This is a genomic window from Gilliamella sp. LMG 34362 (assembly GCF_984569125.1).
Genome location: NZ_OZ474902.1, coordinates 2259905 through 2286287 on the forward strand (window position 1 = coordinate 2259905; position 26383 = coordinate 2286287).

Annotated in this window: 26 protein-coding genes; 11 read left to right on the plus strand and 15 right to left on the minus strand. The window is 34.7% G+C overall.

Annotated elements, in window-relative coordinates; all coding sequences use genetic code 11:
- Positions 1-104 precede the first annotated feature (104 nt).
- Both AC5LWZ_RS10335 and AC5LWZ_RS10340 read left to right on the plus strand, forming a co-directional pair.
- Positions 105-788: a LexA family transcriptional regulator gene (locus tag AC5LWZ_RS10335; protein ID WP_110447271.1), complete on the plus strand. Its 684-nt coding sequence runs from the start codon at positions 105-107 to the stop codon at positions 786-788.
- Between the two features lie 258 nt (positions 789-1046).
- The gene (locus AC5LWZ_RS10340) at positions 1047-2882 is read left to right on the plus strand and encodes an ABC transporter ATP-binding protein (RefSeq protein ID WP_493463648.1); all 1836 of its coding nucleotides are present in this window, start codon (positions 1047-1049) and stop codon (positions 2880-2882) included.
- 49 nt (positions 2883-2931) lie between these two features.
- Here AC5LWZ_RS10340 and dacB read toward each other — a convergent pair whose 3' ends face one another.
- Entirely contained in the window at positions 2932-4365 is a 1434-nt protein-coding gene (gene dacB, locus AC5LWZ_RS10345) for a serine-type D-Ala-D-Ala carboxypeptidase (RefSeq protein WP_493463649.1), read from the minus strand.
- 179 nt (positions 4366-4544) lie between these two features.
- Here dacB and AC5LWZ_RS10350 point away from each other — a divergent pair, with 179 nt between their 5' ends.
- Positions 4545-5567 carry a TerC/Alx family metal homeostasis membrane protein gene (locus AC5LWZ_RS10350; protein ID WP_110447268.1) on the plus strand — a complete coding sequence of 341 codons (1023 nt, stop codon included), beginning with the start codon at positions 4545-4547 and terminating at the stop codon, positions 5565-5567.
- Positions 5568-5615: 48 nt separating this feature from the next.
- Here the strand turns inward: AC5LWZ_RS10350 and cycA are convergent, their stop codons facing one another.
- Positions 5616-6989 (minus strand): D-serine/D-alanine/glycine transporter, encoded by a 1374-nt coding sequence (gene cycA / locus AC5LWZ_RS10355; RefSeq protein WP_110447267.1) that lies wholly within the window; start codon positions 6987-6989, stop codon positions 5616-5618.
- A 198-nt stretch (positions 6990-7187) separates the two neighbouring features.
- Between cycA and mltA the strand changes: the two genes are divergently transcribed.
- From mltA to asmA, 3 genes are all read left to right on the plus strand, one after another.
- Positions 7188-8267 (plus strand): murein transglycosylase A, encoded by a 1080-nt coding sequence (gene mltA, locus AC5LWZ_RS10360; protein WP_493463650.1) that lies wholly within the window; start codon positions 7188-7190, stop codon positions 8265-8267.
- Positions 8268-8335: 68 nt separating this feature from the next.
- Positions 8336-8917, plus strand: a complete 582-nt coding sequence (gene dcd / locus AC5LWZ_RS10365; RefSeq protein ID WP_065650757.1) for a dCTP deaminase — start codon at positions 8336-8338, stop codon at positions 8915-8917.
- Between the two features lie 33 nt (positions 8918-8950).
- On the plus strand, positions 8951-10849 hold the full coding sequence (asmA, locus tag AC5LWZ_RS10370) for an outer membrane assembly protein AsmA (RefSeq protein WP_493463651.1): 1899 nt from the start codon (positions 8951-8953) through the stop codon (positions 10847-10849).
- A gap of 76 nt (positions 10850-10925) precedes the next feature.
- On the opposite strand, the gene hslU is transcribed toward asmA, so the two are convergent.
- From hslU to sucC, 11 genes are all read right to left on the minus strand, one after another.
- On the minus strand, positions 10926-12254 hold the full coding sequence (gene hslU, locus AC5LWZ_RS10375; protein WP_110447264.1) for an ATP-dependent protease ATPase subunit HslU: 1329 nt from the start codon (positions 12252-12254) through the stop codon (positions 10926-10928).
- A gap of 27 nt (positions 12255-12281) precedes the next feature.
- Positions 12282-12809, minus strand: coding sequence for an ATP-dependent protease subunit HslV (gene hslV / locus AC5LWZ_RS10380; protein WP_025316169.1), 528 nt, complete (start codon positions 12807-12809; stop codon positions 12282-12284).
- 166 nt (positions 12810-12975) lie between these two features.
- Positions 12976-14088, minus strand: a complete 1113-nt coding sequence (gene tolA / locus AC5LWZ_RS10385; protein ID WP_493463652.1) for a cell envelope integrity protein TolA — start codon at positions 14086-14088, stop codon at positions 12976-12978.
- Between the two features lie 32 nt (positions 14089-14120).
- Positions 14121-14540: a colicin uptake protein TolR gene (gene tolR / locus AC5LWZ_RS10390; protein WP_306243546.1), complete on the minus strand. Its 420-nt coding sequence runs from the start codon at positions 14538-14540 to the stop codon at positions 14121-14123.
- A gap of 2 nt (positions 14541-14542) precedes the next feature.
- Entirely contained in the window at positions 14543-15163 is a 621-nt protein-coding gene (gene tolQ, locus AC5LWZ_RS10395; RefSeq protein WP_232350151.1) for a protein TolQ, read from the minus strand.
- A gap of 51 nt (positions 15164-15214) precedes the next feature.
- Entirely contained in the window at positions 15215-15610 is a 396-nt protein-coding gene (gene ybgC, locus AC5LWZ_RS10400; RefSeq protein WP_198200729.1) for a tol-pal system-associated acyl-CoA thioesterase, read from the minus strand.
- A gap of 183 nt (positions 15611-15793) precedes the next feature.
- A complete protein-coding gene (locus tag AC5LWZ_RS10405) occupies positions 15794-15904 on the minus strand; it encodes a cytochrome bd oxidase small subunit, CydX/CbdX family (protein ID WP_110447260.1) in 111 nt (36 codons plus the stop codon).
- 9 nt (positions 15905-15913) lie between these two features.
- Positions 15914-17050 (minus strand): cytochrome d ubiquinol oxidase subunit II, encoded by a 1137-nt coding sequence (gene cydB, locus AC5LWZ_RS10410; RefSeq protein WP_493463653.1) that lies wholly within the window; start codon positions 17048-17050, stop codon positions 15914-15916.
- A 19-nt stretch (positions 17051-17069) separates the two neighbouring features.
- Entirely contained in the window at positions 17070-18641 is a 1572-nt protein-coding gene (locus tag AC5LWZ_RS10415) for a cytochrome ubiquinol oxidase subunit I (RefSeq protein WP_110447258.1), read from the minus strand.
- 107 nt (positions 18642-18748) lie between these two features.
- Positions 18749-19615: a succinate--CoA ligase subunit alpha gene (gene sucD / locus AC5LWZ_RS10420; RefSeq protein ID WP_493463654.1), complete on the minus strand. Its 867-nt coding sequence runs from the start codon at positions 19613-19615 to the stop codon at positions 18749-18751.
- A gap of 24 nt (positions 19616-19639) precedes the next feature.
- A complete protein-coding gene (sucC, locus tag AC5LWZ_RS10425) occupies positions 19640-20812 on the minus strand; it encodes an ADP-forming succinate--CoA ligase subunit beta (protein ID WP_493463655.1) in 1173 nt (390 codons plus the stop codon).
- Between the two features lie 176 nt (positions 20813-20988).
- Here sucC and fldA point away from each other — a divergent pair, with 176 nt between their 5' ends.
- The 5 genes from fldA (at position 20989) to cls (ending at position 24604) form a co-directional block, all read left to right on the plus strand.
- A complete protein-coding gene (gene fldA / locus AC5LWZ_RS10430; RefSeq protein WP_110447255.1) occupies positions 20989-21501 on the plus strand; it encodes a flavodoxin FldA in 513 nt (170 codons plus the stop codon).
- 78 nt (positions 21502-21579) lie between these two features.
- Positions 21580-22038 (plus strand): ferric iron uptake transcriptional regulator, encoded by a 459-nt coding sequence (gene fur / locus AC5LWZ_RS10435; protein WP_086364310.1) that lies wholly within the window; start codon positions 21580-21582, stop codon positions 22036-22038.
- A gap of 68 nt (positions 22039-22106) precedes the next feature.
- Positions 22107-22649 carry an inner membrane-spanning protein YciB gene (locus AC5LWZ_RS10440; protein ID WP_110447254.1) on the plus strand — a complete coding sequence of 181 codons (543 nt, stop codon included), beginning with the start codon at positions 22107-22109 and terminating at the stop codon, positions 22647-22649.
- Between the two features lie 27 nt (positions 22650-22676).
- Positions 22677-23135: an acyl-CoA thioester hydrolase YciA gene (yciA, locus tag AC5LWZ_RS10445; RefSeq protein ID WP_110447253.1), complete on the plus strand. Its 459-nt coding sequence runs from the start codon at positions 22677-22679 to the stop codon at positions 23133-23135.
- A gap of 5 nt (positions 23136-23140) precedes the next feature.
- The gene (cls, locus tag AC5LWZ_RS10450; RefSeq protein ID WP_110447252.1) at positions 23141-24604 is read left to right on the plus strand and encodes a cardiolipin synthase; all 1464 of its coding nucleotides are present in this window, start codon (positions 23141-23143) and stop codon (positions 24602-24604) included.
- A gap of 33 nt (positions 24605-24637) precedes the next feature.
- Here the strand turns inward: cls and cpdA are convergent, their stop codons facing one another.
- Complete coding sequence (gene cpdA, locus AC5LWZ_RS10455) at positions 24638-25456, minus strand: 3',5'-cyclic-AMP phosphodiesterase (protein WP_493463656.1); 819 nt, start codon at positions 25454-25456, stop codon at positions 24638-24640.
- A 172-nt stretch (positions 25457-25628) separates the two neighbouring features.
- Complete coding sequence (gene nudF, locus AC5LWZ_RS10460) at positions 25629-26258, minus strand: ADP-ribose diphosphatase (protein WP_110447250.1); 630 nt, start codon at positions 26256-26258, stop codon at positions 25629-25631.
- Positions 26259-26383 lie beyond the last annotated feature (125 nt).

Consider the following 26383-nt stretch of genomic DNA (forward strand, 5'->3'; position numbering starts at 1 on the left):
ACTATAATGTTAAGAATATTCATTTAATCACTTATATAAAACTCATAAAAAATACAATATAATCATAAATCGGATGAATAAATAAAAACGAGACAAAAATAAATATGATTAAAAATAAAAATGTCAAAACTTTTAAAGACAGACTCCATACTTCAATGCAAGGTCTATCTGTATCCGCTTTTGCAAAAAAATGTGATATGTCAGAAACAGTAATTCGTGATTATTTGTCAGGAAAAACTTATCCATCATTGACCCGTTTAGAAGTGATTGCCGAGAAATGTAACGTATCATTTAACTGGTTAGCAACAGGTTATAAGCTAGAAATTTTAAATCCTAAAGATGATGATGAAGTCTATAATGAAAATATCTATCGTATTCCCGTTTATAAAAAACAGTTACCAACTAAAGAAGAAGCACAAAACCAACGTTATGTTCGCGAAACTCCTCCTGTGATGAATTATCCTGTAATTGAAGGTTGGGCATCTCATCGCGGTTTAGATATTAAAAAATTAATTCTTTACTGGGCTAAAGGTGATTTGATGGCGCCTGATATCGAAAATAATAACGGCTTAATTATTAATACCGATGTAAACGAAATTATTGATGGTGCTATTTATTTATTAGAATATGAAAATTTTACATTATTAAGAAAAATACGCTTAACTCTCGGTAATTGGATATTAATCTGTAATAATGATCAATACCCAACAATTGAAGTACCTAAAGCTCATTTTGAAAAATACAACATTGTCGGCCGAGTAGTGCAAGTTATCAAAGATGTCTTTTAAGACAATTATTAGTAATCTAAAATTTTTCAAGATATAATTTATTACATGAGGAAAGTATAAAAACCCCCTTTCCTCAAAACGTTACGTTTTTCATAACACATAACATCAGTTTAATAGGTATATATTCAAGTGATTTTAATTTACTAATTTCAGATTTATGTTTGCAACTACAGCAATAAGTATTTAGCAACACAAACCTCACTTTTTATATCATTGATAAATTATCAGTGAATAACCTTTTAACTAATTAGGTCAACTATGTATCGATTTTTTGAAAAATTGGTATCACCTTATCCCAAAGATGAACCACAACCAATGGCTAAAGATTTTTTTAGCTTTATTTGGCAATCCACTAAAGGAACTCGCTGTTTCTTATTACTATTAATAATATTGAGTGCGCTAGCTGGTGCATTTGAGGCATTTTTATATGCAGCACTTGGTAAAGTTGTTGATTGGCTTGCTGCTGTATCACCAAATCAATTTTGGCAACAAGAAAAAACAACTTTAATCGTATTTGCCATCATTATATTAGCTAGCACGATTATTATTGCCTTACAAACCATCATTAAGCATCAATGCTTAGCTGGAAATTTTCCAATGCGTTTGCGTTGGAATTTGCACAGATTAGTTCTAAATCAAAGCATGCGTTTTTTTCAAGATGAATTCGCCGGTAGAATATCAGCAAAAGTCATGCAAACTGCACTTGCTGTAAGAGATACTTGCTTTTTAGTCGCTGATATCTTTATTTATGTTCTAATTTCATTTGTCACCATGGCAACAATCATAGGTCAATTAGATCTTTGGTTATTAGTTCCATTTATAGTCTGGTGTTTTTTTTATGGCATTGCTATGTATTACTTCATTCCACGATTAAGTAAAGTAGCAAGTATGCAAGCAGATGCGCGTTCAACCATGACTGGCCGTGTAACAGATGCTTACACAAATATCATGACGGTAAAACTGTTTTCTCATGCAGGTAATGAGGCAAAATATGCACAAGAATCGATGGATGAATTTATGGTTACAGTTAATAAGCAAATGCGTTTAGTCAGTAGCTTTGAAATTGTTAATCATTTATTGTCTATTTTCCTAGTACTGGGCACTACCGGCTTATCATTATGGTTATGGAGCAATGATTTCGTTGGTGTCGGTGCAATTGCAACCACAACCGCAGTAGCGCTAAGATTAAATGGATTTTCACATTGGATTATGTGGGAAATGGCTTCACTATTTGAAAACATTGGCGTAGTTAAAGATGGTATTAATACATTTTCTGCAGCGAAAACGGTTGTTGATCAACCAAATGCACCTACACTTAAAGTAACTGAAGGTAAAATTGAATTTAAACAGATAGATTTCAGTTACGATGAAAAACTAAATAATGCAATTATTGAGAATTTAAATTTAACCATCAAACCTGGGGAAAAAATTGGTTTAGTTGGCAGATCTGGAGCTGGCAAATCAACATTAATCAATTTATTGTTGCGATTTTATGATTTACAACATGGTGAGATCACCATTGATGGCCAGGATATTACTAAAGTAAATCAAGAGAGTTTACGTGCTCAAATTGGTATGGTAACCCAAGATACGTCTCTGTTACATCGTTCAGTAAGAGACAATTTACTATACGGAAATAATCATGCTACTGAACAAGAGATGATAATCGCTGCCCAAAAAGCCCATGCTGACAGTTTTATTGAAGGTTTAGTTGATGCTAATGGTAGAACCGGCTACGATGCTTTTGTTGGTGAACGAGGAATTAAATTATCTGGCGGACAACGTCAACGGATCGCTATTGCTCGTGTTATTTTAAAAAATGCACCAATACTGTTATTAGATGAAGCTACAAGTGCACTGGATTCTGAAATTGAACAAGCCATCCAAGAAAGTTTATATACCTTAATGGAAGGTAAAACGGTTATTGCTATTGCCCATCGCTTATCAACGATCGCAGCAATGGATCGATTAATCGTTTTAGATCAAGGTAAAATCATTGAACAAGGAACACATCAAGAATTACTCAGTAAAAATGGTCTTTATGCACAACTTTGGAAACATCAAAGTGGTGGCTTCCTAGCGGATAATTTCTAACTAAAAATATAAGGGCGATTAAACATCGCCCTTATACTAATTCTATATATTAATTAATAAAGTTTTTATAAAATTCAGATTCAAATCGCATAATTGCACCATTTTTTGGCTCACCTTGACTATCAGCTCGATAGCCGGATAATAACTGAACAAAGGCAATATAACGACCATCTGATTTTTGAATAAACCCAGCTAAATTATAGCTACCTTGAATATAACCCGTTTTAGCCATAACTGCTTCTTTAAATGGAGCTTGATTAAAACTTTTACGATTTTGTAACGTTCCATCTACGCCAGCAATCGGTAATTTTTCAATAAAAGCTAATTGATTATTATGTACAGAAATATATTGCAAAATCTCCATTAATTTATTCGCACTAACCAAGTTTAGACGTGATAAACCAGAACCATCGGCAATAACTAAATTTTCTAAATCAATTCCGGCTTTTTTACGTAAAATTTGTTTTACCGCATCACCACCATTACGCCAAGTTCCTGACACATTATAATAATGCGCACCTAAGGTTCTAAAAATAGTATCAGCATATAAATTATTTGATTTTTTGAGCATGACGGTTAATAACTCTGAAAGTGGCGCTGATTGACTGGAAGTCAGTAATGTTAACCCACCTGCTGCTTTTTGTTTTCTTTCAACAACTCGACCATTAAAAGTAATCTTTTGTTGTTTTAGTTCATTTTTTAAAATTGTTGAAAAATATTCGGTTGGATCAATTACCGCAAACTTTAATGGTGTTTTATCAGCATTCGACGCGATACAACCAGATAAATGGTAACGATTTTTATCAGCACTAACATCAAGTTCACAATATCTATCATTTAAATCTTTGCTATTGGCAGCAATTGTTCTGACATCACCAGTAACCATAACCGGTATATTAGGTGATACTGATATCGAAGCTTTGGAACCGGTTTTACCTGGAGTAATGCTTGCAACAAAGCAATTATCATCAATTGTTGCAGCCGATGCAGGGGCATTATAACAAGCAGTTAAATTATTCCATGACCAACCTTCTGCTTTATCATGACTAGCAAAAATAGAAGTATCTAAAATAACATTACCTGAGATCTTTTCTACGCCTTTTTGACGTAAAGCGGTAAACATATTCTTTAACCTAGCACGATTAAAAGTTGGATCCCCACTCAACTTGATAATAAGATCACCACTAAGCTGTTTATTATTTAGAGAACCATTGGTATACATACCAGTAATAAACCGAAAATTGTCACCAAGTTCAAGTTGTGCAGCTAATGCCGTTATTACTTTTTGCGTACTAGCAGGTTGTTTAAATTGATCACTTTTGTATTTTGCTAAAGTTTTAGGTTTTCCCTCAACAGTTTGCACTAAAATGGATAAATCACTTCCTTTAGGTAAGGATGAGATATATGGTTCCACTGACTGTGCTGGTAATAAACATGAAAAAAAAGTAACAATGAAGAAAAAAGATACCTTTATATTAGTCATGAACGTATGCTCACATGAGTATTGAATAATGATAGTTAAGTAAAGATGATAAATATATCTTTTTTTGCTTGGCCTATCAATATATACTCAATCACTTTTAAAAATATGTTCCAAATATCAATACTCATAATATTTTTCTATTTATTTCAAAAAAATAACTTAATATAGGTAACATAGCTATGATTCAACATTCATTAGGCTTTCCCATTGAAACCGTGCTGATGTTTATCGTTTTGGCTTTAGCTGCGATTATAATTGATTTATACGCTCATCATAATGATAAGCCCATTAGCTTAACTAGTGCAGTTATGTGGTCTTTATTTTGGATTTTCGTGGCGTTAGGATTTGCGCTGTATCTGTATATACATCACGGTAGTGAAATAGCTAGCCTGTTTATTACTGGTTATGTACTTGAAAAAGCACTCTCTGTTGATAATTTATTTGTTATTATGGCACTGTTTTCTTGGTTTGCTATCCCCAACAATTATCGACATCGGTTACTTTATTGGGGAGTAATTGGTGCAATCATCTTCCGAGCTGTTTTTGTCATTATTGGTACTGGTCTATTATCCTTAGGGCCTTGGATGGAGCTGGTTTTCTCTGTCGTGGTTGCCTTAACTGGATTGATGATGCTAAAAAACCAAGGCAATGATGATGAGATAAAAGATTATTCAGAACATTTTGCTTATCGTATTGCTAAACGTATTTTTCCTTCCTACCCTAAAATAGTCGGGCACCATTTCTTATTAACGCAAAAACAACTCAACATAGAACTAGCCAAACCAGAGAATAGTGAACTGATCAACAAAATGCCCAAAAGTGCATTATATGCAACACCACTCTTCTTGTGTATCGTTGTGATTGAGTTAAGTGATGTTATGTTTGCATTTGATTCGGTCCCTGCAGTAATTGCGGTTAGCCAAGAGCCATTAATTGTATATAGTGCAATGATATTCGCTATTTTAGGCTTACGAACCATGTATTTTGTTTTAGAGGCAATGCAACAATATCTTGTTCATTTAGGTAAAGCAGTAATTTGCCTATTATTTTTTATTGCCGCAAAACTTGCTTTAAATGCAACTGAACATCTATTTGGTTATGGAATTAGTATTAGCCCAACCACCAGTCTTTATGTGGTATTAGGTATATTATTGTTAGGTATTATTGCGAGTGTTATTTGGCCTAACCAAACAAAAAAATAAGATATGAGGAGATAATCGGCAGGCAACCTGCCGACTAAGAATTAAAAGTTATACCCGTTTTAATGATCGAATATAGTAACTAATACCTAAAATAACAAACCAAATAGGTGTTGCCATAAGTGCTTGGCAAGTATCTGTTTCAAAAGTTAATAACACAATCACAAAAGCAAAAAAAGCAAGGCAAATAAAACACATTAAAACGCCCCCCGGCATCTTAAATTGTGATTCTTGATGTAATTTAGCTTTTTTACGACGATAGGCAATGTAAGAAATTAAAATCATCGACCAAATAAACATAAATAATATTGCAGAAATAGTCGTTACAATGGTAAATGCTTCCATAACATTAGGTACTAAATAAATCAGTACTACCCCACCAAACAAGCAAGTACATGAAAATAGCAAGCCATTAGCAGGAACAGAACGTCTTGATAATTTACCAAATGGTTCAGGTGCATCCTGCTTTTTAGCAAGGCCAAATAACATTCGACTGGTTGAGTAAATACCACTATTAGCAGAAGAAGCAGCTGAAGTAAGTACCACAAAGTTAATAATACTGGCTGCAGCAGGTAAGCCAATTAACGTAAACAACTCAACAAATGGACTTTTATTTGGTGAAATAAACTGCCAAGGCGTTACGCTCATAATGATAATCAACGCAAAGACATAGAAGAAAATAATACGGGCTGGCACGGAATTGATCGCTCGAGGTAAATTTTTATTCGGATCGAGGGTTTCAGCTGCCGTCGTTCCAACTAACTCAATCCCGACAAAAGCAAAAATTGCAATTTGGAAACCTGCAAAAAAACCCATAGTACCATGAGGGAAGAAACCACCATATTGCCAAAGATTAGAAAATGCAGCAGTAGTATTAGTTTGTTCCGAATGATAGGCGGTAACAACTAAAACAAGTCCAATAGCAATTAAAGCTAAAATAGCGACAATTTTAATCATCGAAAACCAAAACTCAGTTTCACCAAACATTTTTACCGTCAACAAATTCAAGGTTAATAGAACGATGACAGTAAGTAGCATCGGGATCCACGCTTGTAGCTCAGGAAACCAATGCTGTGCATATCCTGCGATAGCCACAACATCAGCAATTCCAGTAATAACCCAACAAAACCAATAGGTCCAACCAGTAAAAAAACCTGCCCACGGACCTAATAAATCGTTAGCAAAATCACTGAAAGATTTATAATTCAAATTGGACAATAAAATTTCGCCCATAGCTCGCATAACGAAAAATAAAACAAACCCAATAATCATGTAGACAAAAATAATAGATGGTCCAGCAAGACTAATCGTCTTTCCTGAGCCCATAAATAAACCCGTACCAATTGCACCACTAATTGCTATTAATTGAATGTGTCGGCTGGAGAGATTTCGCTTAAGATCTTGATTTGAAGACGTAGTGTTCATCTTATTGATTACCTATCGTTTTTACAATTTTCTATTTTATGTGGAATAGATGACTATAAAGTTAATAGCCTTAAATCGCAAGCTGAATCGTTATCAAAACTTTTTATGACATTCTAATAATTATTGATAGTCTCTTATAATATAATTGTGTAGCATATCCATCTATATCATATAACTAACTACAATAAATTATTCAAAATGAAAGAAAACAACTGTAAATCTAATATTTTCATATTATCTATTTTATTAATTCTATCATTATTAACTGGCTGTCAAAGTGATTCAAATGCAAAAAGTAAGCAATTTAGAGATGGAAAACTATCCAATGATTTCAATATCAGCCGTCCCCTGTTAGCCGTTCCAGTCAATATTTCTGATTATACTATTCAAATTGAAAAATTAAGAACAACATCACCTTCGCTGTATCAGAGAAATGAACATATTTATAAAGCCGTTGACGCTTGGATTAATCGTTCGCTAGGTTCAGCAGAATTCCATAAAGTAGGGCTAAAAAGCTATGAAATGGCAGGTAAAGATGGATATGGCAATGTTCATTTAACTGGTTATTATACTCCGGTAATCAAAGCTAGACACCAACCAACCGGTGAATTTAAATATCCAATTTATAGAATGCCAGCTAAGTCTAAAGGTCGCTTACCAAGTCGTGAACAAATCTATAATGGAGCATTAACCGGTAAAGGGCTCGAAATTGCTTACAGTAATTCATTAATGGATAACTTTATAATGGAAGTACAAGGAAGTGCCTATATTGATTTTGAAGATGGCACACCATTAGTTTTCTTCTGTTATGGTGGTAAAAATGGTCACGGTTACTCAAGTATCGGGCGTTTATTAGTTGAGCAGGGAGAAATAGCCAAGGAAGATATGTCCATTCAAGCAATTAAAAATTGGGCTAAAAATAAAAGTGAAAAACAACTTAAAACGCTATTGATTCAAAATCGATCATTTGTCTTTTTTAAACCACAATATAATGCTGAAGTAAAAGGATCTGCCGCAGTACCTTTAATTGCTAATGCTTCAGTGGCATCAGATAAATTATTAGTACCAACAGGTTCTGTCGTATTAGTGGATGTACCACTTCTCGATAATGATGGTCAGTATCGTGGTAGACGAGAAGTACGATTGATGGTGGCACTTGATGTTGGTGGTGCAATTAAAGGCCATCATTTTGATCTTTATTTAGGCATTGGTGATAAAGCTGGTAAACAAGCTGGTTACTATAATCATTTTGGCCGAGCTTGGGTTATCAAACCTTAATTTACCAACATCGACGTCAACAAAAGAACCTGCTAGAATACGTTAAAAAGCAGAATTAAGGATAACTTATGAGATTATGTGACCGTGATATTGAAGCATATTTAGATAGTGGTAAATTAAAAATCACGCCACAACCAGAACTGAGTTGTATTAATGGTGCAACTGTTGACGTTCGACTTGGTAATCAATTTCGTACTTTTAAAGAACATACTACCCCCTATATTGATTTAAGTGGTCCAAAAGAAGAAGTTTCTGCTGTTTTAGAGCGTGTCATGAGCGAAGAGATGATACTATCTGAAGGTGATGCTTTCTATTTACATCCTGGCGAGTTAGCTTTAGCCGTAACGCTTGAATCGGTAACCATCCCTGATGATTTAGTTGGTTGGTTAGATGGGCGTTCATCGTTAGCGCGTCTAGGACTTATGGTTCACGTTACTGCCCATCGCATTGATCCAGGCTGGCATGGACAAATCGTTTTAGAATTTTACAATTCTGGAAAAATCCCAGTAGCATTAAGACCAGGTATGACCATTGGTGCACTAAGTTTTGAAACCCTTAGTGGCCCAGCTGCACGACCATATAATCGAAGACAAGATGCTAAATATAAAGACCAACATGGCGCTGTTGCCAGTCGTATTGATAAAGATTAATAACATTTATCACCTTAATATAGGAACATTCATATGATAAAAAAGATACTGGTTATTCTATTTATCTTAATTTTGGTTATTGTTATCAGCATTGTTTCTCTTATTGTGTTTGTTGATCCAAATCATTTTCGCGGATATATATCTCAAACAGTAAAAGATAAAACTGGTTATGAATTAACTATTGAAGGTGACTTACGCTGGCATATCTGGCCTCAGGTCAGCATCTTAACTGATGCAGTTAAATTATCTGATAACGGTGCAACAAAACCGCTATTAACTGCAGACAATATGCGACTTGATGTTGAACTTCTACCGCTTTTTTCAAAAAATTTAGCGATTAAAAATGTATTTATCAAATCAGCATTAATCAATATTACTGACGAAAGTAAAGGTGATAATGCTAAAAAATATACCCAAACTCTAACTCCTCCATCGCAACCAAACACAGATATATCTGAAAATAAAAAGAATGTATCTAATTGGAAATTCAGCTTAAATAAATTTGAAATAGCCGATAGTACGGTGGCCTTACAATATAATAATGATTTGATAAATTTCAGAAATATCAATTTGTTATTAGAACAAAATAACGATAAGAATCTTTCAATCGAATTAAAAGGAAATATTGATAAAAATCAGCAAGATCTATTTTATTCGGTTAATGCCAATGTCGATTTAACTCAATTCCCAGAAAAAGCCATTATCGACCTTAAAAAGTTAGATTACAGCTATAACGGCATTGCGAGTTCAAACAAAGCACTCAAAGGAAGTGCAACTGGTGTATTTAATTATCAAAAAAGCCCTAAGCAATTAAATAGCCAAAACTTAGTTTTTTCCGTTAATGACAATAATTTTACCAGTAAAATCAATACTCGTTTTGATAATAAACCATACGTCGATTTACAATTGAGTTCAGAAAAATTAGATTTAACGCCTTTTTTACAACAAAATGCAAAATCAAACAAAGACATTCCCGTACAACAAACTTCACCTGTTGTTTCTAGTGTTGCCAAAGATAATAATCAATTAAGTATTCTTAATGCATTTGATGGCAAAACAACGATAAATATCAAGGAAATTAAAGCAAATAAAATCATCATGAACAATGTTAAACTAAACGTTGATAATCAGGATGGAATAGCGACATTTAAAGATTTAAATTTTGATTTTGCTAATGGACATATAACCGCAACTGGCACTGCTAACGGCAAACAGAAAACACCGCAGATTAAACTTAATACCAAAATTAACAATATTAATTTAAATTCTTTTTTTACCCAAATGGATATGGCGTATGATCTAGATGGTATATTTAATGCTTCAGGGATATTAGAAACCAATAGCTTAACAACAAATAAATTATTAGAAAGTCTCAAAGGTAATGCGAATATCGTCATTACCAATGCTAAATTGAATAACATTAATATTCAAAATATTATCGAAAGTGCAGCTGCAAAATATGGCAACGGCAATGACAAATCGGGTAATCAAAAGAAATATACTGAGTTTCATAAAATCAACACCAATGCTTATTTAAATCAAGGTAATATAGAACTTAATTTGCTCAATGCCAATTCAGAAACCTTAGATATAATAAGTGGTTCAGGCAAAGTGGGAATGCTTAATCATGATTTGGATGTTAATTTAAATATCAAGTTGCTTGGTGGTTGGAATAGTAAAAGCGACACCATTGCCAAATTACAGAAAGTGACTATACCACTACGTATATATGGTCAGTTTTCTAATTTACGCTATCAGTTAGATATAGCTCAAATACTGTCCGATGTGTTTAGTGATAAATTACAACAGCGTTTAGATAAACTACGTGATAAATTAGAAAATCGCAATGGCAAGGATAAAGACAAAGACAAAGACAAAGACAAATTAAAGTCTAAAGCAGTCGATATATTAGGCGGATTACTAAAGAAATAAATTTCTCATTAACTAAATAATAAAGATAAAAAAGGTGAGTTATCTAACTCACCTTTTAATTTAACAACATCTTTTATTATAAAATGAACTTGCTCAAATCTTCATCTGCAACAAGCTTATCTAGATGATCACTAACATATTTAGCATCAATTGTGATAGTTTGACCACCCAATTCACTGGCCTCGAAAGAGACATCTTCCATTAAACGTTCAAGCACTGTATGCAAACGGCGAGCACCAATATTTTCATTTTGTTCATTAACTTGCCATGCAGATTCAGCAATTTTACGGATACCATCTGGTGTAAAGTCAATATTAACACCTTCAGTTGCCATTAATGCTTTATATTGGACTGTCAATGATGCATTCGGTTCAGTTAGAATTCGTTCAAAATCTTCGCTTGTTAACGCTTGTAATTCAACTCGAATTGGTAAACGTCCTTGCAACTCAGGAATTAAATCTGATGGATTAGCAGTTTGGAACGCGCCCGATGCAATAAACAAAATATGATCAGTTTTTACTGAACCATGTTTAGTTGAAACGGTACAACCTTCAACAAGTGGTAGTAAATCGCGTTGCACACCTTCACGAGAAACATCCGGTCCAGATGAATTACCTCGTTTACACACTTTATCGATCTCATCGATAAATACAATTCCATTTTGCTCAACAGCTTCAATGGCTTCGTGTTTAAGATCATCAGGATTAACCAACTTCGCAGCCTCTTCTTCTATTAGCTGTTTGAAGGCATCTTTGATCTTCATTTTACGCGCTTTAGTTTTTTGACCACCTAAATTTTGGAACATCGACTGTAGTTGGTTAGTCATCTCTTCCATACCTGGAGGAGCCATAATTTCTACACCTATATTGACGCCAGCTACTTCAATTTCAATTTCTTTATCGTCAAGTGCACCTTCACGTAATTTTTTTCTAAATGCTTGTCTAGCTGTTGAATCATTATTATTTTCAACTTGCCCCCAACCATCTTTAGCTGGTGGAACAAGCACATCTAAAATACGCTCTTCAGCTAGTTCTTCAGCTCGATTACGATTTTTTTCGATAGCTTCTTGGCGAATCATTTTCACAGCAGAGTCAGTAAGATCTCGAATAATCGAGTCAACTTCTTTACCGACATAACCAACTTCAGTAAATTTGGTAGCTTCTACTTTAATAAAAGGTGCATGAGCTAATTTAGCTAATCGTCTAGCAATTTCAGTTTTACCTACCCCTGTAGGGCCGATCATAAGAATATTTTTTGGCGTAACTTCATGACGTAATGCTTCATCAAGTTGCATACGACGCCAGCGATTACGTAAAGCAATGGCAACAGAACGTTTTGCTTTATCTTGTCCAATAATATGTTGGTTTAGTTCGCTTACAATTTCGCGAGGAGTCATTTCAGACATAGTAGTATTTCTCTTAAATCAGATTAATTAGTAATTAAGCTCTTCAATAGTTTGGAAGTTATTTGTGTAAACACAAATATCGCCCGCTATTGATAGAGATTTTTGCACAATATCATGTGCAGATAATGAGGTATTATCTAATAAGGCTCTTGCAGCTGCTTGAGCATAAGGTCCACCAGATCCAATCGCTATCAAATCATCTTCTGGTTGAATTACATCTCCAGTACCGGTGATAATCAACGATGCGCTTTCATCTGCAACGGCAAGTAGTGCTTCTAATTTACGAAGCATTCTATCTGTCCGCCAATCTTTAGCTAGCTCTACAGCAGCCTTAGTTAAATGACCTTGATGCATTTCTAGCTTTCTCTCAAATAATTCAAATAGCGTAAAAGCATCAGCAGTACCTCCAGCAAATCCTGCAATCACTTTGTTGTTGTACAATCGGCGAACTTTACGAGCATTACCTTTCATAATAATGCGCTCACCTAATGTAACTTGTCCATCGCCACCAATAACGACTTGACCTTCACGACGAACACTGACAATTGTTGTCATATTCTGCTCCTTCTTTTACATAAAAACTTAATTCGGAAATGAATAGAGAATATATTGGGGTGATTAGTAAATTTTCAATATCAGATTATCAAGATGCGGAATATTTATTCATCAATAAATGACATAACATAAATAAATTTTAAAAATCAGATAACTATCAAATTATTTACTTTGGTTGAAATTCGATATTCATGGTTTTTACTTCACTATAAAAACTACTTGCTGGTTTTGGTATAACCGCTAATTTAGTTGCAGCAAGCGCTTCTCTACATAGATCAGCATCACCACCTTTTGAAGTGACATTAAGCAATAGTCCATCAGGTGCTATCTGAATTTGTAATTCACAAGTTTTGCCACGATAAACATTTGGTGGATTAATAAATTTATTACTTATTGCATTTTGTACTAACGATTTATATTTATCTAGCTCACCATCGGATACACCTTTACGACTGGCAGCTCCTCCAGAACTTGGTGTTCCTGAGGTAAGCCCACCTAAAAGATCGTTGAGAGCTTTATCTTTTTTAGCTTGCTCAGCCTTCTGTTTGGCTTTTTTTTCGGCAGCAGCTTTTTCTGCTGCTACTTTTTCAGCGGCAGCTTTCTCTGCTGCTGCTTTTTCTGCTGCGGCCTTTTCAGCGGCAGCTTTCTCTGCAGCTGCCTTTTCAGCGGCAGCTTTTTCTGCTGCTGCCTTTTCAGCGGCAGCTTTCTCTGCTGCTGCTTTTTCTGCCGCGGCCTTTTCAGCGGCGACTTTTTCTGCTGCTGCTTTTTCAGCGGCGGCTTTCTCTGCTGCTGCCTTTTCAGCGGCAGCTTTTTCTGCTGCTGCCTTTTCTGCGGCTGCCTTTTCTGCAGCGGCTTTTTCAGTTGCTGCTTTTTCTGCTGCTGCCTTTTCTGCAGCGGCTTTTTCAGCGGCAGCTTTCTCTGCTGCTGCCTTTTCAGCGGCGGCTTTCTCTACTGCTGCCTTTTCAGCGGCAGCTTTTTCTGCAGCTGCTTTCTCTGCTTCCGCTTTTTCAGTGAGTTCTTTTATTTGTTTATCTAAAAGTTCTTGACTCTTTTGATCTGCTTTTTGTTGATTAGTTTTAGTCTGCAATTGTCTTTGATATTGTTCGGTCATAACCGATGGATCAATCATGATAGCATCAATCGAATTACCATTGATAGTACCATAGTTTTCACCAGTATCACTTACAAACTTATATCCCAAGGCAATAATTAATATGCCATGTAAAAGAATGGAAATGATAACCGGTAAACTTAATTTTGAGTTTAACTTACTAGACATTGCTGACATTTTTATATTTAATAATTATTAAGTTAAATTGGTTGAGTCATCAGACCAACAGATTTGACACCTGCTGATTGAAGCAAATTTAAAGCCTTTATAATCTCTTCATAAGGAACTTGTTTCGCACCACCAACTAAAAAAACAGCTTTATCATTAAGTGACATTTGCTGCTTAACTTCCGCAACAATTTGCTCTTGAGGAATATTCGATTGTCGATTCTGATCTATAATAATTGCATACTCCCCTACTCCAGATACTTCGATAATTATAGGTTTATTATCAGAAGGCGAAACAGTTTTTGATTCTGTTGCTTCTGGAAGATCAACTTCAACACTTTGGCTTATTATTGGGGCTGTAGCCATAAAAATCAACACCAATACCAATAATACATCTAGCAAAGGTACAATATTGATCTCTGATTTGGTTGAATAACGTGAACGTCTGCTCATAATTATTTCCTAACAGCTACTGCTTGACGTTGTAAAATTGATGAAAACTCATCAATAAAGTTCAAATAACTTTGTTCCATTCGACTTACACGCAATGATAATCGGTTATAAGCTAAAACAGCAGGAATCGCGGCAAATAAACCAATAGCGGTCGCAATTAACGCTTCAGCAATACCGGGAGCAACCATTTGCAATGTTGCTTGCTTGACCTCGCCAAGTGAAATAAAAGCATGCATAATTCCCCAAACAGTACCAAATAAACCAATATATGGGCTAATTGACCCTACAGTACCTAAAAAAGGTATATGCAATTCTAAATTATCTAATTCACGATTCATCGCTAAACGCATTGAACGAGATGCGCCATCTAACGCTGCTTCTGGCATATTTGGATTAATTTGATATAAACGAGAAAACTCTTTAAATCCCGAATAGAAAATATGTTCTGTACCACAGATCTCTTCTTTATTGAATTTTGCTTTATCAAAGAGCACATTTAAGTCATCAGCAGCCCAAAAACTATTGTCAAATTGCTCAACTTGTTTTTTAGCCTTGCTTAAAACGCTACTACGTTGAAAAATAAAAGCCCAAGACATAACAGAAAACATGAGTAACAATAGCATAACGCCTTGTACTAAAAGTCCTGCCTGTAAAAATAGATCAATAATATTCACTTAAATTAACTCCAAAAATAATGACTTTGGAAGCGCACAAGGCTTCATTTTAGTCATATTGACACAAGCAATCACCACATCAGCACTGCTGATAATTTGCTTATTCTGGTTTAAAATTGTCTGTTTAAAAATAATAGACGCCTTACGAATTTGTTCAATCTTAGTGCTGATAGATAACATATCATCTAAACGTGCTGGAAAGTCGTAGCTAATATCCATCTTTTTAACAACAAAAGCAATACCTTCTTGCAGCAACTTTTGTTGACTAATATCCAGTTGCCTAAGCATTTCTGTTCTAGCTCGCTCAAAAAAAGCAAGATACCGAGCATGATAAACTACCCCACCAGCATCTGTGTCTTCATAATAGACTCTTGCATTCCAATTGAATTGTTTCATATTGTTCGATCTAATTTAGCCTAAAAAATTGACCATATTATATATGAATATGAAATTCGCTGCACTATGATATAAAAATAGTTAAATGAAAACAATTATCATTTGTGAATTATTTATATTTCGTTCAGACCTATAAGTAAAAAGGTGACAATTTGCCACCTTTATATTCGTTATTTTATTATATTATTTATTGTTAGTTTCTTTTTCATTACTAGAATTTTCAACCAAAAGTCCAGTAACAACAGCTAACATACAAGCTGCAATTATTCCAATGAACCATAAAACGTAATACATAATTAATCCTTAATAAAGTGAATGTTTATTATTTTCTATATGGTTTTTATCTAAACGCCCAAACATTTTAATGTAAGACCAGATAGTGTAGAAAAGAACAATTGGTAAAAAGATTACTACAACACCAAACATAATATTAAGTGTTAATTGACTAGAAGTTGCATCCCAAATAGTCAAACTAGCGTTTGGCATAATGCTTGATGGCATAATGAATGGGAATGTTGCAATTCCATAGGTAAGTAATACACAAGCAATAGTTAGTGAAGAAGATAAAAACACTAAGCCATTTTTATTCATACTAGAAAAGAAAATAGTTAATAATGGTAATAATACGCCTAATGCTGGAACCGCCCATAAAATAGGATAATTCATGTAATTGTTTAACCATGAAGAATCTGTTGATACAGTTTTAACTAATGGATTTGATACTCCATTATGATCTATAGCACTTGTAATTTCATAGCCATGAATACCGAATGCAACCCAAACACCAGCCAATACAAAAGCAATTAGCATAACCAAACTTGCTATTTGCGTTGCTTTTCTCGCTCTTAAGTAAAGTTCACCTGAGGTTTTCATTTGCAACCAAGCACCGCCATGAGCAACGATTAACATCAAACTCACAATACCAGCTAATATTGCAAATAGGTTCAATAATTCAAAGAATGAACCATCATAAAAAGCACGTTTAGTCATATCAAATCTAAATGGTACACCTTCTAATAAATTGCCAAATGCAACCCCGAAAACAAGTGCTGGTACAAAACTACCAAAAAAGATTGCGATATCCCACATATTACGCCATTTAGAATTTTCCAGTTTACTACGGTAATCAAAACCAATTGGTCTAAAGAATAGCGCACAGAGCACTAAAATCATCGCAATATAAAAACCGGAAAAAGATACTGCATAAGCCGTAGGCCATGCAGCAAAAATACCTGCACCACCGGTAATTAACCAAACTTGGTTTCCATCCCAGTGAGGTGCGATTGCATTTATCATGATTCGGCGTTCAGTATCGGTTTTGCCAATAAAAGGTAATAAAATACCGACACCCATATCGAAGCCATCAGTGATAACGAAAGCGATTAAAACAACACTAATCAACACCCACCAGATGACGCGTACAATTTCGTAATCAATCATTGTATATACTCCCTATGCCTTATTCCGATATTGATTGTGTTTTTTCATAATGGTAGCTACCAGTACCTAATGAACTAGGCCCTAATCGTGCAAACTTAAACATCAAGAACAGTTCAGCAACCAAGAACAGAGTATAAAGTCCACAAATTAGCACCATAGTAAATAATACCTCACCTGCGGTTAGCGAAGAATTAGCGACACCTGTTGGTAAAATATCTTGAATTGCCCATGGTTGACGACCATATTCAGCAACAAACCAACCACATTCACATGCTAACCAAGGGAATGGTAAAGATAATAGAAGTAAACGATATAACCAACGTTTTTCACCAATTCGGCCTTTATAGGTTGTCCATACAGCAAGTCCAGTACCTAAAATCATTAATAAGCCCAAACCAACCATACCTCTAAATGCCCAGAACAGAGGCCATACAGTAGGAATTGAATCTTCAGTTGCAGCTTTAATATGTTGTTCAGTCGCTTCCGGAATTGTTAAATTATCACGATCAGTATAACGTTTAACTAAATAACCATAACCTAAATCAACTTTATTATCTTCAAAGGCTTTTAAGACAGTAGGATCCTGATCACCTTTCTGAATTTTTTCCAAATTCGTATAAGCGAGAATACCATTACGAATTCGAGTTTCATTATTAGTTAAGATATCTCTTAAACCAGTAACTTGGGTATCGAAGGAACGAGTAGTCATGATTCCCATTATATAAGGAATTTCAAGAGCAAATAAATTTTCTTTCTTCTCTTGCGACGGGAATGCGATAACATTAAATGATGCAGGTGCAGGTTGAGTTTCCCATTCACCTTCAATTGCCGCAAGTTTTGCTGGTTGTACAGTTGTCAACTCATGACCAGCCTCATCCCCCATGATTGCGACAACAATTGACATAATAAAACCAAACACAGCTGCTACAGCAAAAGAACGTTTTGCAAAAGGCAAATCTCGTTTTTTCAATAGATAATATGAACTAATACTTAAAACAAAGATAGCACCGGTTAAATATCCAGCTGCAACAGTGTGAACAAACTTGTATTGTGCGACAGTATTAGTAATTAATTCAAAGAAACTGGCCATTTCCATACGAGAGGTAATTGGGTTAAAGTCTGAGCCGATTGGAAATTGCATCCAACCATTGGCAACTAAAATCCAAAGTGCTGAGAAATTAGAACCAAAAGCTACACACCAGGTAACCATTAAATGTTTACCACGACTTAATCTATCCCAACCAAAAAAGAATAAACCAACCATCGTTGATTCTAAGAAAAATGCCATTAATCCTTCAATCGCAAGCGGTGCACCAAATATATCACCTACATAATGCGAGTAATAAGACCAGTTAGTCCCAAATTGGAACTCCATGGTTAAACCGGTAGCAACACCAACGGCAAAATTAATACCGAACAGTTTACCCCAGAATTTAGTCATATCTTTCCAAACTTGCTTGCCACTAACCACATATACTGTTTCCATAATTGCAAGCATAAACGCCATACCTAACGTTAATGGAACAAAAATAAAATGATACATTGCGGTGAGTGCAAACTGAAGTCTTGATAATTCTACAATATCAAACATAATGTGCTCCCTTTATCCTTAAATACCCACAAATTTTTTGTCGTTATTTATTGTATTTTACAATATTATTGTAAAAATAAAACTTGATGAATGTCAAAAAAATGAAATTAAAGGTGTTTTTTTACCGTTTCACCGATTTCAGCCAAACTATTTACGACAATGATTCCTGCGGCTTGTAATGCTTTAGTTTTATCGGCAGCAGTCCCTTTATTTCCAGAAATGATTGCCCCAGCATGGCCCATACGTTTACCTACAGGTGCCGAAACACCAGCAATATAAGCGATAACAGGCTTAGTGACATTTTGTTTGATGTAATTAGCAGCTTCTTCTTCGGCACTACCACCAATTTCACCTATCATAACAATAGCCTCTGTCTTAGGATCTTGCTGAAGTAATTTTAGAATGGAGATAAAATCACTACCCGGAATAGCATCGCCGCCAATTCCAACACAAACTGATTGGCCTAATCCGATATCGGTAGTCTGTTTTACAGCTTCATAAGTCAAAGTCCCCGAACGAGAAACAATACCTACTTTTCCAGCCAAATGAATATGTCCAGGCATAATACCTATTTTACACTCATCAGGTACAATAATTCCAGGACAATTAGGCCCTATCATAACAACATCATTTTCAACTAATTTTTGTTTAACGATAAGCATATCCAAAGTTGGAATACCTTCTGTAATACATACTATTAGTTTGATACCTGCATCAATTGCTTCTAAAATCGAGTCTTTACCAAATGCAGCAGGGACATAAATCACCGTTGCTGTTGCACCTGTTGCGGCAACAGCTTCTTTAACCGTATTAAACACAGGTAAGCCTAAATGCATGGAACCGCCTTTACCTGGCGTTACGCCACCAACGATTTTTGTTCCATAAGCAATTGCTTGCTCACAATGGAAAGTCCCCTGACTACCAGTGAATCCCTGACAAATCACTTTTGTTTCTTTATTAATCAAAATTGACATAGTAATTATTCTCCACCCATCCTATTATTGTGCAACAGCAACAATTTGTTGGGCTGCATCGACTAAACCTTTTGCTGTGATAACATTCAATTCGCTTTTAGCCAAAATCTCTCTTGCTAGCTCAGCATTATTACCTTCAAGACGAACAACAACAGGCACGGTCAAACCTATCTCTTTAATTGCATCAATAATGCCATTAGCAATAAGATCACAACGAACAATACCACCAAAAATATTGACTAAAATGGCTTTGACATTTTTATCTGATAAAATTAATTTGAACGCTTCCGCTACGCGCTCTTTGGTTGTGCCGCCGCCTACATCTAAAAAGTTCGCTGGCTCACCACCATAAAGTTTGATCATATCCATTGTTGCCATCGCCAGGCCGGCACCATTAACCATACAACCGATATTACCTTCCAGTGAAACATAGCTAATACCTTGTTTAGCTGCAATTGATTCACGTTCATCTTCTTGGGTAGTATCTCTTAATATTGCTAATTCAGGATGTCTGAACATAGCATTATCATCTAACACAACTTTAGCATCTAAACAAATTAATTCTTGTGAATCAGTAATAACTAAAGGATTTACCTCAGCTAATGAAACATCATTATTGATAAAAAGATTAGCAAAATTGACAAATAATTTGGCAAATTGATTGACTAGTTTACCGCTAAGACCGAGCTTGAATGCGAGTTCACGACCTTGATAACCGCATGGTCCTGTTAATGGGTCAAGCGATATCTTGTGAATTAAATGCGGCGAGGTTTCAGCAACTTTTTCAATATCAACGCCACCTTCGGTCGATGCCATCACCACAATACGTTTGTTACTACGATCAATTACTGCACCTAAATAAAGCTCTTTAGCTATATTGGAGGCCTTCTCAATTAAAATCTGATTAACGGGTTGACCTTTAGATGTTGTTTGATAAGTGACTAAATACTGGCCTAGCCATTTTTCAGCAAAAAGCTTTATTTCATTAAAATCCTTAGTACAAATGACCCCGCCAGATTTACCTCGGCCCCCAGCATGTACTTGACATTTTGCAACCCAAACGCTGGTCGTTGTTTGCGAGGAAAGTTCAGCCAAGGTTTCTTGTATTTCATCAATAGAGTTACATACATAACCTTCGGGCACTGGCAAATTATACTGTTTAAATAGGTGTTTTGATTGATACTCATGCAAGTTCATAAATAAATCCCAAAGCTTTGATTGCCAAAAATAGTGGCTAATTTTAATTCAAGATGTAAAGATTGTGTAGTAAATAATTACTTATGTTTATAGTAATTGAGAATTATTGCTGATAACTACCGACAATGATATACTCAAAAATATATTGATATTGTAAAAACAGTAAAGGTAAAAATATGACACAAGTTGGAATCTTTTTTGGTAGTGACACCGGTAATACAGAGAATGTAGCTAAACAAATCCAACAAATTTTAGGTACAGATAAAGCAGATCTTTTCGATATTGCAAAAACTACAAAAGAACATATCGAAAAATATGACTGCTTATTTTTTGGTATCCCAACTTGGTATTATGGCGAATCTCAAGCTGATTGGGACGATTTTTTCCCTAATTTGGAACAAATTGATTTTAATGGTAAAACTGTAGCAATTTTTGGCTGTGGTGATCAAGAAGATTACGCTGAATATTTTTGTGATGCGATGGGAACAATTCGCGATATTATCGAACCTAAAGGGGCAAAAATTGTTGGTCATTGGTCAACAGAAGGATACAGCTTTGAAGCATCGAAAAGTTTAGTTGATGATAATCATTTTGTTGGTTTAGCCATTGATGAAGATCGTCAACCAGAATTAACCGAAGAACGCATTAATAATTGGGTGAAACAAGTAAAAACCGAAATGAATATTTGATCTATCAAAGTGATTTATTTTATTTTCCGTACATATTTTTATAATATGTTTTATTAAACAACTCAACTGGAATGTAATATGACGAATCATGATAAAGATAATAATGCAGCACTGAAAAGTGCCGGCTTAAAAGTTACCTTACCACGATTAAAAATTTTAGAATTATTACGAGACCCTTCATGCCAACACATTACTGTAGAAGATCTTTATAAAAAACTACTTGATATGGGTGAAGAAATTGGCCTTGCAACGGTTTATCGAGTATTGAATCAATTTGACGATGCCGGAATTGTGACTCGACACAATTTTGAAGGTGGCAGAGCTGTTTTCGAACTTGCTTCACAAAAACACCACGATCATTTAATTTGTTTAGATTGTGGCGAAGTGTTTGAATTTCGAGATGAAACAATTAATCAACGTCAAAAAGAAATTGCAGAACAATATGGCGTTACCCTCACTTTTCATAGCTTATATCTTTACGGACATTGTAAAGCTGGTAACTGTAAAGCTCATCCCGAACTTCATACTAAAAAATAAGCCTATTTTATAGGCTTTTTTACTTATTGAGAATAATACATACTTTTATCTGTCAGGTTAATAATCACATGAAGCAGCTTTTAAATTTTATCCCACTTATAGTATTTTTTATATTTTTAACAATTTACGATATTTTTGTCGGCGTCCAAGCATTAATGATTGCCTCAACAATATCCTTTTTAATTATTCTTGTTATGTATAAAAAAATTGACAAAGTTGAGCTGATATCTTATCTGATGGTAATGATTTTTGGTGGCGTGACATTGTTAACTCGCGAACCTAATATTATCAAATGGAAAGTAACCATTATTAACTTTTTATTTGCTACTGCTTTATCTGTTAGTCAGTTTATTTTCAAGAAAAATCTTATACAAAAAATGTTAGGTAAAGAGATACAGCTTGATATAACAGTCTGGAATAAGTTGAATCTAATATGGATTGTATTTTTTATTGCCTGTGGAACTTTCAGTTTAATTGCAACATATTATGCAACAGATGACTTCTTCTGGATTTTTAAAGTATTTATTTTACCGGCTGTATCTTTAATAATGTCTTTGATCTCGGGTATTTATATTTACCGAAATATGAGTAAGGCCACTGACAACGGATAAAATTATTTAGGTAGGAGTATTATCAACATGACACAAAATGACAACATCCCTAAGGGACAATTAGTATTACGAACCTTAGCTATGCCGGCAGACACTAATCCACATGGCCATATTTTTGGCGGATGGATCATGTCGCAAATGGACTTAGCTGGAGGTATTTTAGCTAAAGAAATTGCCAAAAGAAGAGTAGTGACAGTTAATGCAAGTAGTATTACTTTTCACAAACCGGCAATGGTTGGCGATGTAGTATGCTGTTATGCTCATTGTATAAAAACTGGCACTACCTCGATTACCATCGAGATTGAAGTTTGGATTAAAAAAGTAACCGATTCAGAAATTGCTACACAGCGTTTTCGTATCACTGATGCTACTTTTACTTATGTTTCTGTAGATAAACACAATAATCCAAAACCTTTGCCAGAAATATTTCAACATTATGATTGTACTAAAGATCCTATTAGCAAATTAAACTTAACTTATAGCTGATAAATATGCAATTTACATCATTCCATGCATTAATAAGTACATTAATTTTTCTCGTTTACTGGTTGCTTATTGTGTCGACCACGCTACGTATTGTCTTCAAAAGAAGACCAACTACTTACGTGATTGCATGGATGTTGGTCATTTATATATTACCTATTATTGGCATTATTCTCTACTTCGCATTAGGCGAGACCCACTTAGGGCAACAGCGAGCTAAGCGTGCGCAAAAAATGCGCCCAACGATCACCAAATTTATTAAGCAATTATGCGCTTTTCCTGATATTTTTACCGCTAAAGTCAGTCAAGTTAGTAAGCCTATTTTTCAACTTTGTAAACATCAAACAGGACTTGACGGTATAAAAGGCAATCATATTGAATTATTAAGTGATACCGACACCATTTTCAATCGTCTTATTGAAGATATCAATAATGCAAACTCCAATATAGAAATGGTATTTTATATCTGGAATGAAGGCGGTAAAGCGGATGATGTTGAACAAGCACTAATACAAGCTACACAAAGAGGCGTTACCTGTCGATTAATGATTGATTCAGCAGGAAGTAGACATTTTATTAGATCGAAAGCCTGTCAAAGAATGCGTGATGCAGGTATTATCATTATAGAGGCATTACAAGTTAATCTATTAAGATTTATGTTTAGACGACTTGATTTGCGTCAACACCGTAAGGTAGCCATTATAGATAATTATATATCCTATACCGGAAGTATGAATATTGTTGACCCTAGATTCTTTAAACAAAACAAGCATGTTGGAGAATGGGTTGATATCATGATTAGAATGAATGGACCGGTTACCACCTTAATGGGGGCTATATACGCGAGTGATTGGGAACTTGAAACAGGGAAACATTTAGCTCTACCGCAAATTACGGATTTTGCTGAACCACCAGAAGAAAAGAAACATATTATGCAGCTTATTCCTTCTGGTCCTGGTTATACCGAAAACATGATCCATCAAGTGTTATTGACAGCAATTTATTCTGCTCAAGAAAAAATTATTTTTACTACACCTTATTTAGTACCTAGTGATGATATTTTACATGCAATCTGCACTGCCGCCCAACGTGGAGTTGAAGTTATTATCATTACGCCGAAAAAGAACGACTCATTAATGGTTAAATGGGCTAGTCGCGCTTTCTTTTCAGAATTATTAAATAGTGGCGTTAAACTTTATCAATTTAATGATAATTTATTACATACAAAAAGTGTTCTAGTTGATAATCAACTTAGCCTAGTTGGAACCGTTAATTTAGATATGCGCAGTTTATGGTTAAATTTTGAAATCACTACTGTAATTGATGACGCTCAATTTGCCAAATCACTATCACAGCTACTAAAACAATATTTATCACAGTCAGAAGAAATTAATATCCAAAAATGGAATAAACGACCAATCTGGCAACGTGTGATTGAAAGATTATTCTACTTTTTTGCCCCTTTACTCTAGGTAATTTTAGATAATTAACAGGCAAAAGAGCCCTTAATAGCCTTTTTGTGATATATCAGGTAGAAATTGATTATCCGCGATACGAAAAACTTTAGATTCAATCACCCCATCTTGATTAAGAACAATTTCTCGCCACCCAGGTGCATCTTCATTAGATAACTGAAAATCATAACAATTAGGTTTAAATTGAAAACATGTAGAAGGCGTCGAAAATGCATGACAATTATGCCAAATATGATCTTGTTGTTGATGAATATGTCCCCAACCTACTCCTTTTATAATAGGATTATGCTTGATGATTTCTTCTAGTTTGTAACTATTTTTTAAAATATGCTCATCCAACCAATCACAACCCGAGGAGATCGGATGATGATGCAAAAATACTAGTGCATTTTTATCGGCATGTGCAGTTAAGGTATTTTCTAAAAACTGCAATTCAGATTCAGGCAACATTCCATAAGCCCGCCCTACAACTTGACTATTTAATAACACAATTAACCAGTTATCGCCGAGTAATATACTTTTATTTTCAGCAAGTTGATAATTCGAAAATACCTCTTGCATATAACTATAGTTATCATGATTACCAGCTAACCAAACACACGGTGTAGCAAATTTTTGAATTTGCTCAGCAAAGCGTGCATATGATTTTTTAGCACCATCTTGGACAAAATCACCCGTTGCAACAATCAAATCAAACTTCTTATTGCTGCGCTCAATTTCAGAAATAACTGATAAAAAACTGGCATTTGACTTAACACCTAGTAGTGCGCCATTATCATCAGCAAACAGATGTGTATCAGTAATATGCAGTATTTTTGCACAATGCTTATTACGTATTTGAAGCTTCAAAAGTGACTCCAAAATCTACCTCTATCATTTATTATATGAAATCATGCCAGTAATAGAATTGATATTGTGATCAACATCACAATTTTTATTTTAAATCATGATGTTATACTAAATTGTAAAATAAATTCTATTTTTAGGAAAGTAATAATTGCTTAGTTTAACAAAAAACTGCTTATTTCCACTCATTCTTTAGTGTTAGATGATTAAGTTGTAACCACTGTAGTGCAATAATTGAAGCGGCATTATTAATTACTCCTTCTTCAACCCATTTATACGCTTGTTCACGACTTACTACATGAACCTTAATATCTTCGTTTTCTTCGGCCAAACCATGTACACCTTTTGCGGTCGAAGAATCAACTTGACCAACCAAAATATGCAACTGCTCAGTTAAGCCGCCTGGTGAAGCTAAATAACTAATGATCGGCTTACATTGTCCAATAACAATACCTGCCTCTTCCATCGCTTCTCGTCTTGCTACTTCTTCAGTCGACTCATTATCATGATCCATCATGCCGGCAATTAATTCTAATATCCATGGGCTAGCTTGAGTATCAATAGCTGCGATACGAATTTGTTCTATAAGGACAACTTCATCTCGTTTATCATCATAAGCTAAAAGCACCACAGCATGACCGCGTTCTAGAATTTCACGCGAAACCATTTCGCTTACAGAACCATCAAACTTACGATATTGAAAACGATATTCAAACAACGAGAAAAAACCTTTATATAAAATTCGTTTAGTTAAATTAAACACATCTTTTTTGTTAAAAATTACTGGGGTAGATTTATATTTCATATTAAGTTCTCGATTTTAAGCTAAATTTTAATAAAAAGTGCGAATAACCAATATGGGCACTTTCTATATGCTAATTATCTGTTAAAATTACGCAATTGAAAAATATTATTCTATTTTATTGCTTT

Coding starts and splice junctions, on each gene's coding strand:
- dacB (WP_493463649.1), bottom strand. CDS start 4,365: ATGACTAATATAAAGGTATCTTTTTTCTTCATTGTTACTTTTTTTTCA.
- hslV (WP_025316169.1), bottom strand. CDS start 12,809: ATGACAACAATTGTCAGTGTTCGTCGTGAAGGTCAAGTCGTTATTGGT.
- tolA (WP_493463652.1), bottom strand. CDS start 14,088: ATGTCTAGTAAGTTAAACTCAAAATTAAGTTTACCGGTTATCATTTCC.
- nudF (WP_110447250.1), bottom strand. CDS start 26,258: ATGAAATATAAATCTACCCCAGTAATTTTTAACAAAAAAGATGTGTTT.
- AC5LWZ_RS10415 (WP_110447258.1), bottom strand. CDS start 18,641: ATGTTTGATATTGTAGAATTATCAAGACTTCAGTTTGCACTCACCGCA.
- tolR (WP_306243546.1), bottom strand. CDS start 14,540: ATGAGCAGACGTTCACGTTATTCAACCAAATCAGAGATCAATATTGTA.
- AC5LWZ_RS10350 (WP_110447268.1), top strand. CDS start 4,545: ATGATTCAACATTCATTAGGCTTTCCCATTGAAACCGTGCTGATGTTT.
- fur (WP_086364310.1), top strand. CDS start 21,580: ATGACGAATCATGATAAAGATAATAATGCAGCACTGAAAAGTGCCGGC.
- cls (WP_110447252.1), top strand. CDS start 23,141: ATGCAATTTACATCATTCCATGCATTAATAAGTACATTAATTTTTCTC.
- mltA (WP_493463650.1), top strand. CDS start 7,188: ATGAAAGAAAACAACTGTAAATCTAATATTTTCATATTATCTATTTTA.
- AC5LWZ_RS10340 (WP_493463648.1), top strand. CDS start 1,047: ATGTATCGATTTTTTGAAAAATTGGTATCACCTTATCCCAAAGATGAA.
- dcd (WP_065650757.1), top strand. CDS start 8,336: ATGAGATTATGTGACCGTGATATTGAAGCATATTTAGATAGTGGTAAA.
- AC5LWZ_RS10335 (WP_110447271.1), top strand. CDS start 105: ATGATTAAAAATAAAAATGTCAAAACTTTTAAAGACAGACTCCATACT.
- yciA (WP_110447253.1), top strand. CDS start 22,677: ATGACACAAAATGACAACATCCCTAAGGGACAATTAGTATTACGAACC.
- cycA (WP_110447267.1), bottom strand. CDS start 6,989: ATGAACACTACGTCTTCAAATCAAGATCTTAAGCGAAATCTCTCCAGC.
- ybgC (WP_198200729.1), bottom strand. CDS start 15,610: ATGAAACAATTCAATTGGAATGCAAGAGTCTATTATGAAGACACAGAT.
- sucC (WP_493463655.1), bottom strand. CDS start 20,812: ATGAACTTGCATGAGTATCAATCAAAACACCTATTTAAACAGTATAAT.
- asmA (WP_493463651.1), top strand. CDS start 8,951: ATGATAAAAAAGATACTGGTTATTCTATTTATCTTAATTTTGGTTATT.
- cydB (WP_493463653.1), bottom strand. CDS start 17,050: ATGATTGATTACGAAATTGTACGCGTCATCTGGTGGGTGTTGATTAGT.
- tolQ (WP_232350151.1), bottom strand. CDS start 15,163: ATGCTATTGTTACTCATGTTTTCTGTTATGTCTTGGGCTTTTATTTTT.
- fldA (WP_110447255.1), top strand. CDS start 20,989: ATGACACAAGTTGGAATCTTTTTTGGTAGTGACACCGGTAATACAGAG.
- AC5LWZ_RS10405 (WP_110447260.1), bottom strand. CDS start 15,904: ATGTATTACGTTTTATGGTTCATTGGAATAATTGCAGCTTGTATGTTA.
- sucD (WP_493463654.1), bottom strand. CDS start 19,615: ATGTCAATTTTGATTAATAAAGAAACAAAAGTGATTTGTCAGGGATTC.
- hslU (WP_110447264.1), bottom strand. CDS start 12,254: ATGTCTGAAATGACTCCTCGCGAAATTGTAAGCGAACTAAACCAACAT.
- AC5LWZ_RS10440 (WP_110447254.1), top strand. CDS start 22,107: ATGAAGCAGCTTTTAAATTTTATCCCACTTATAGTATTTTTTATATTT.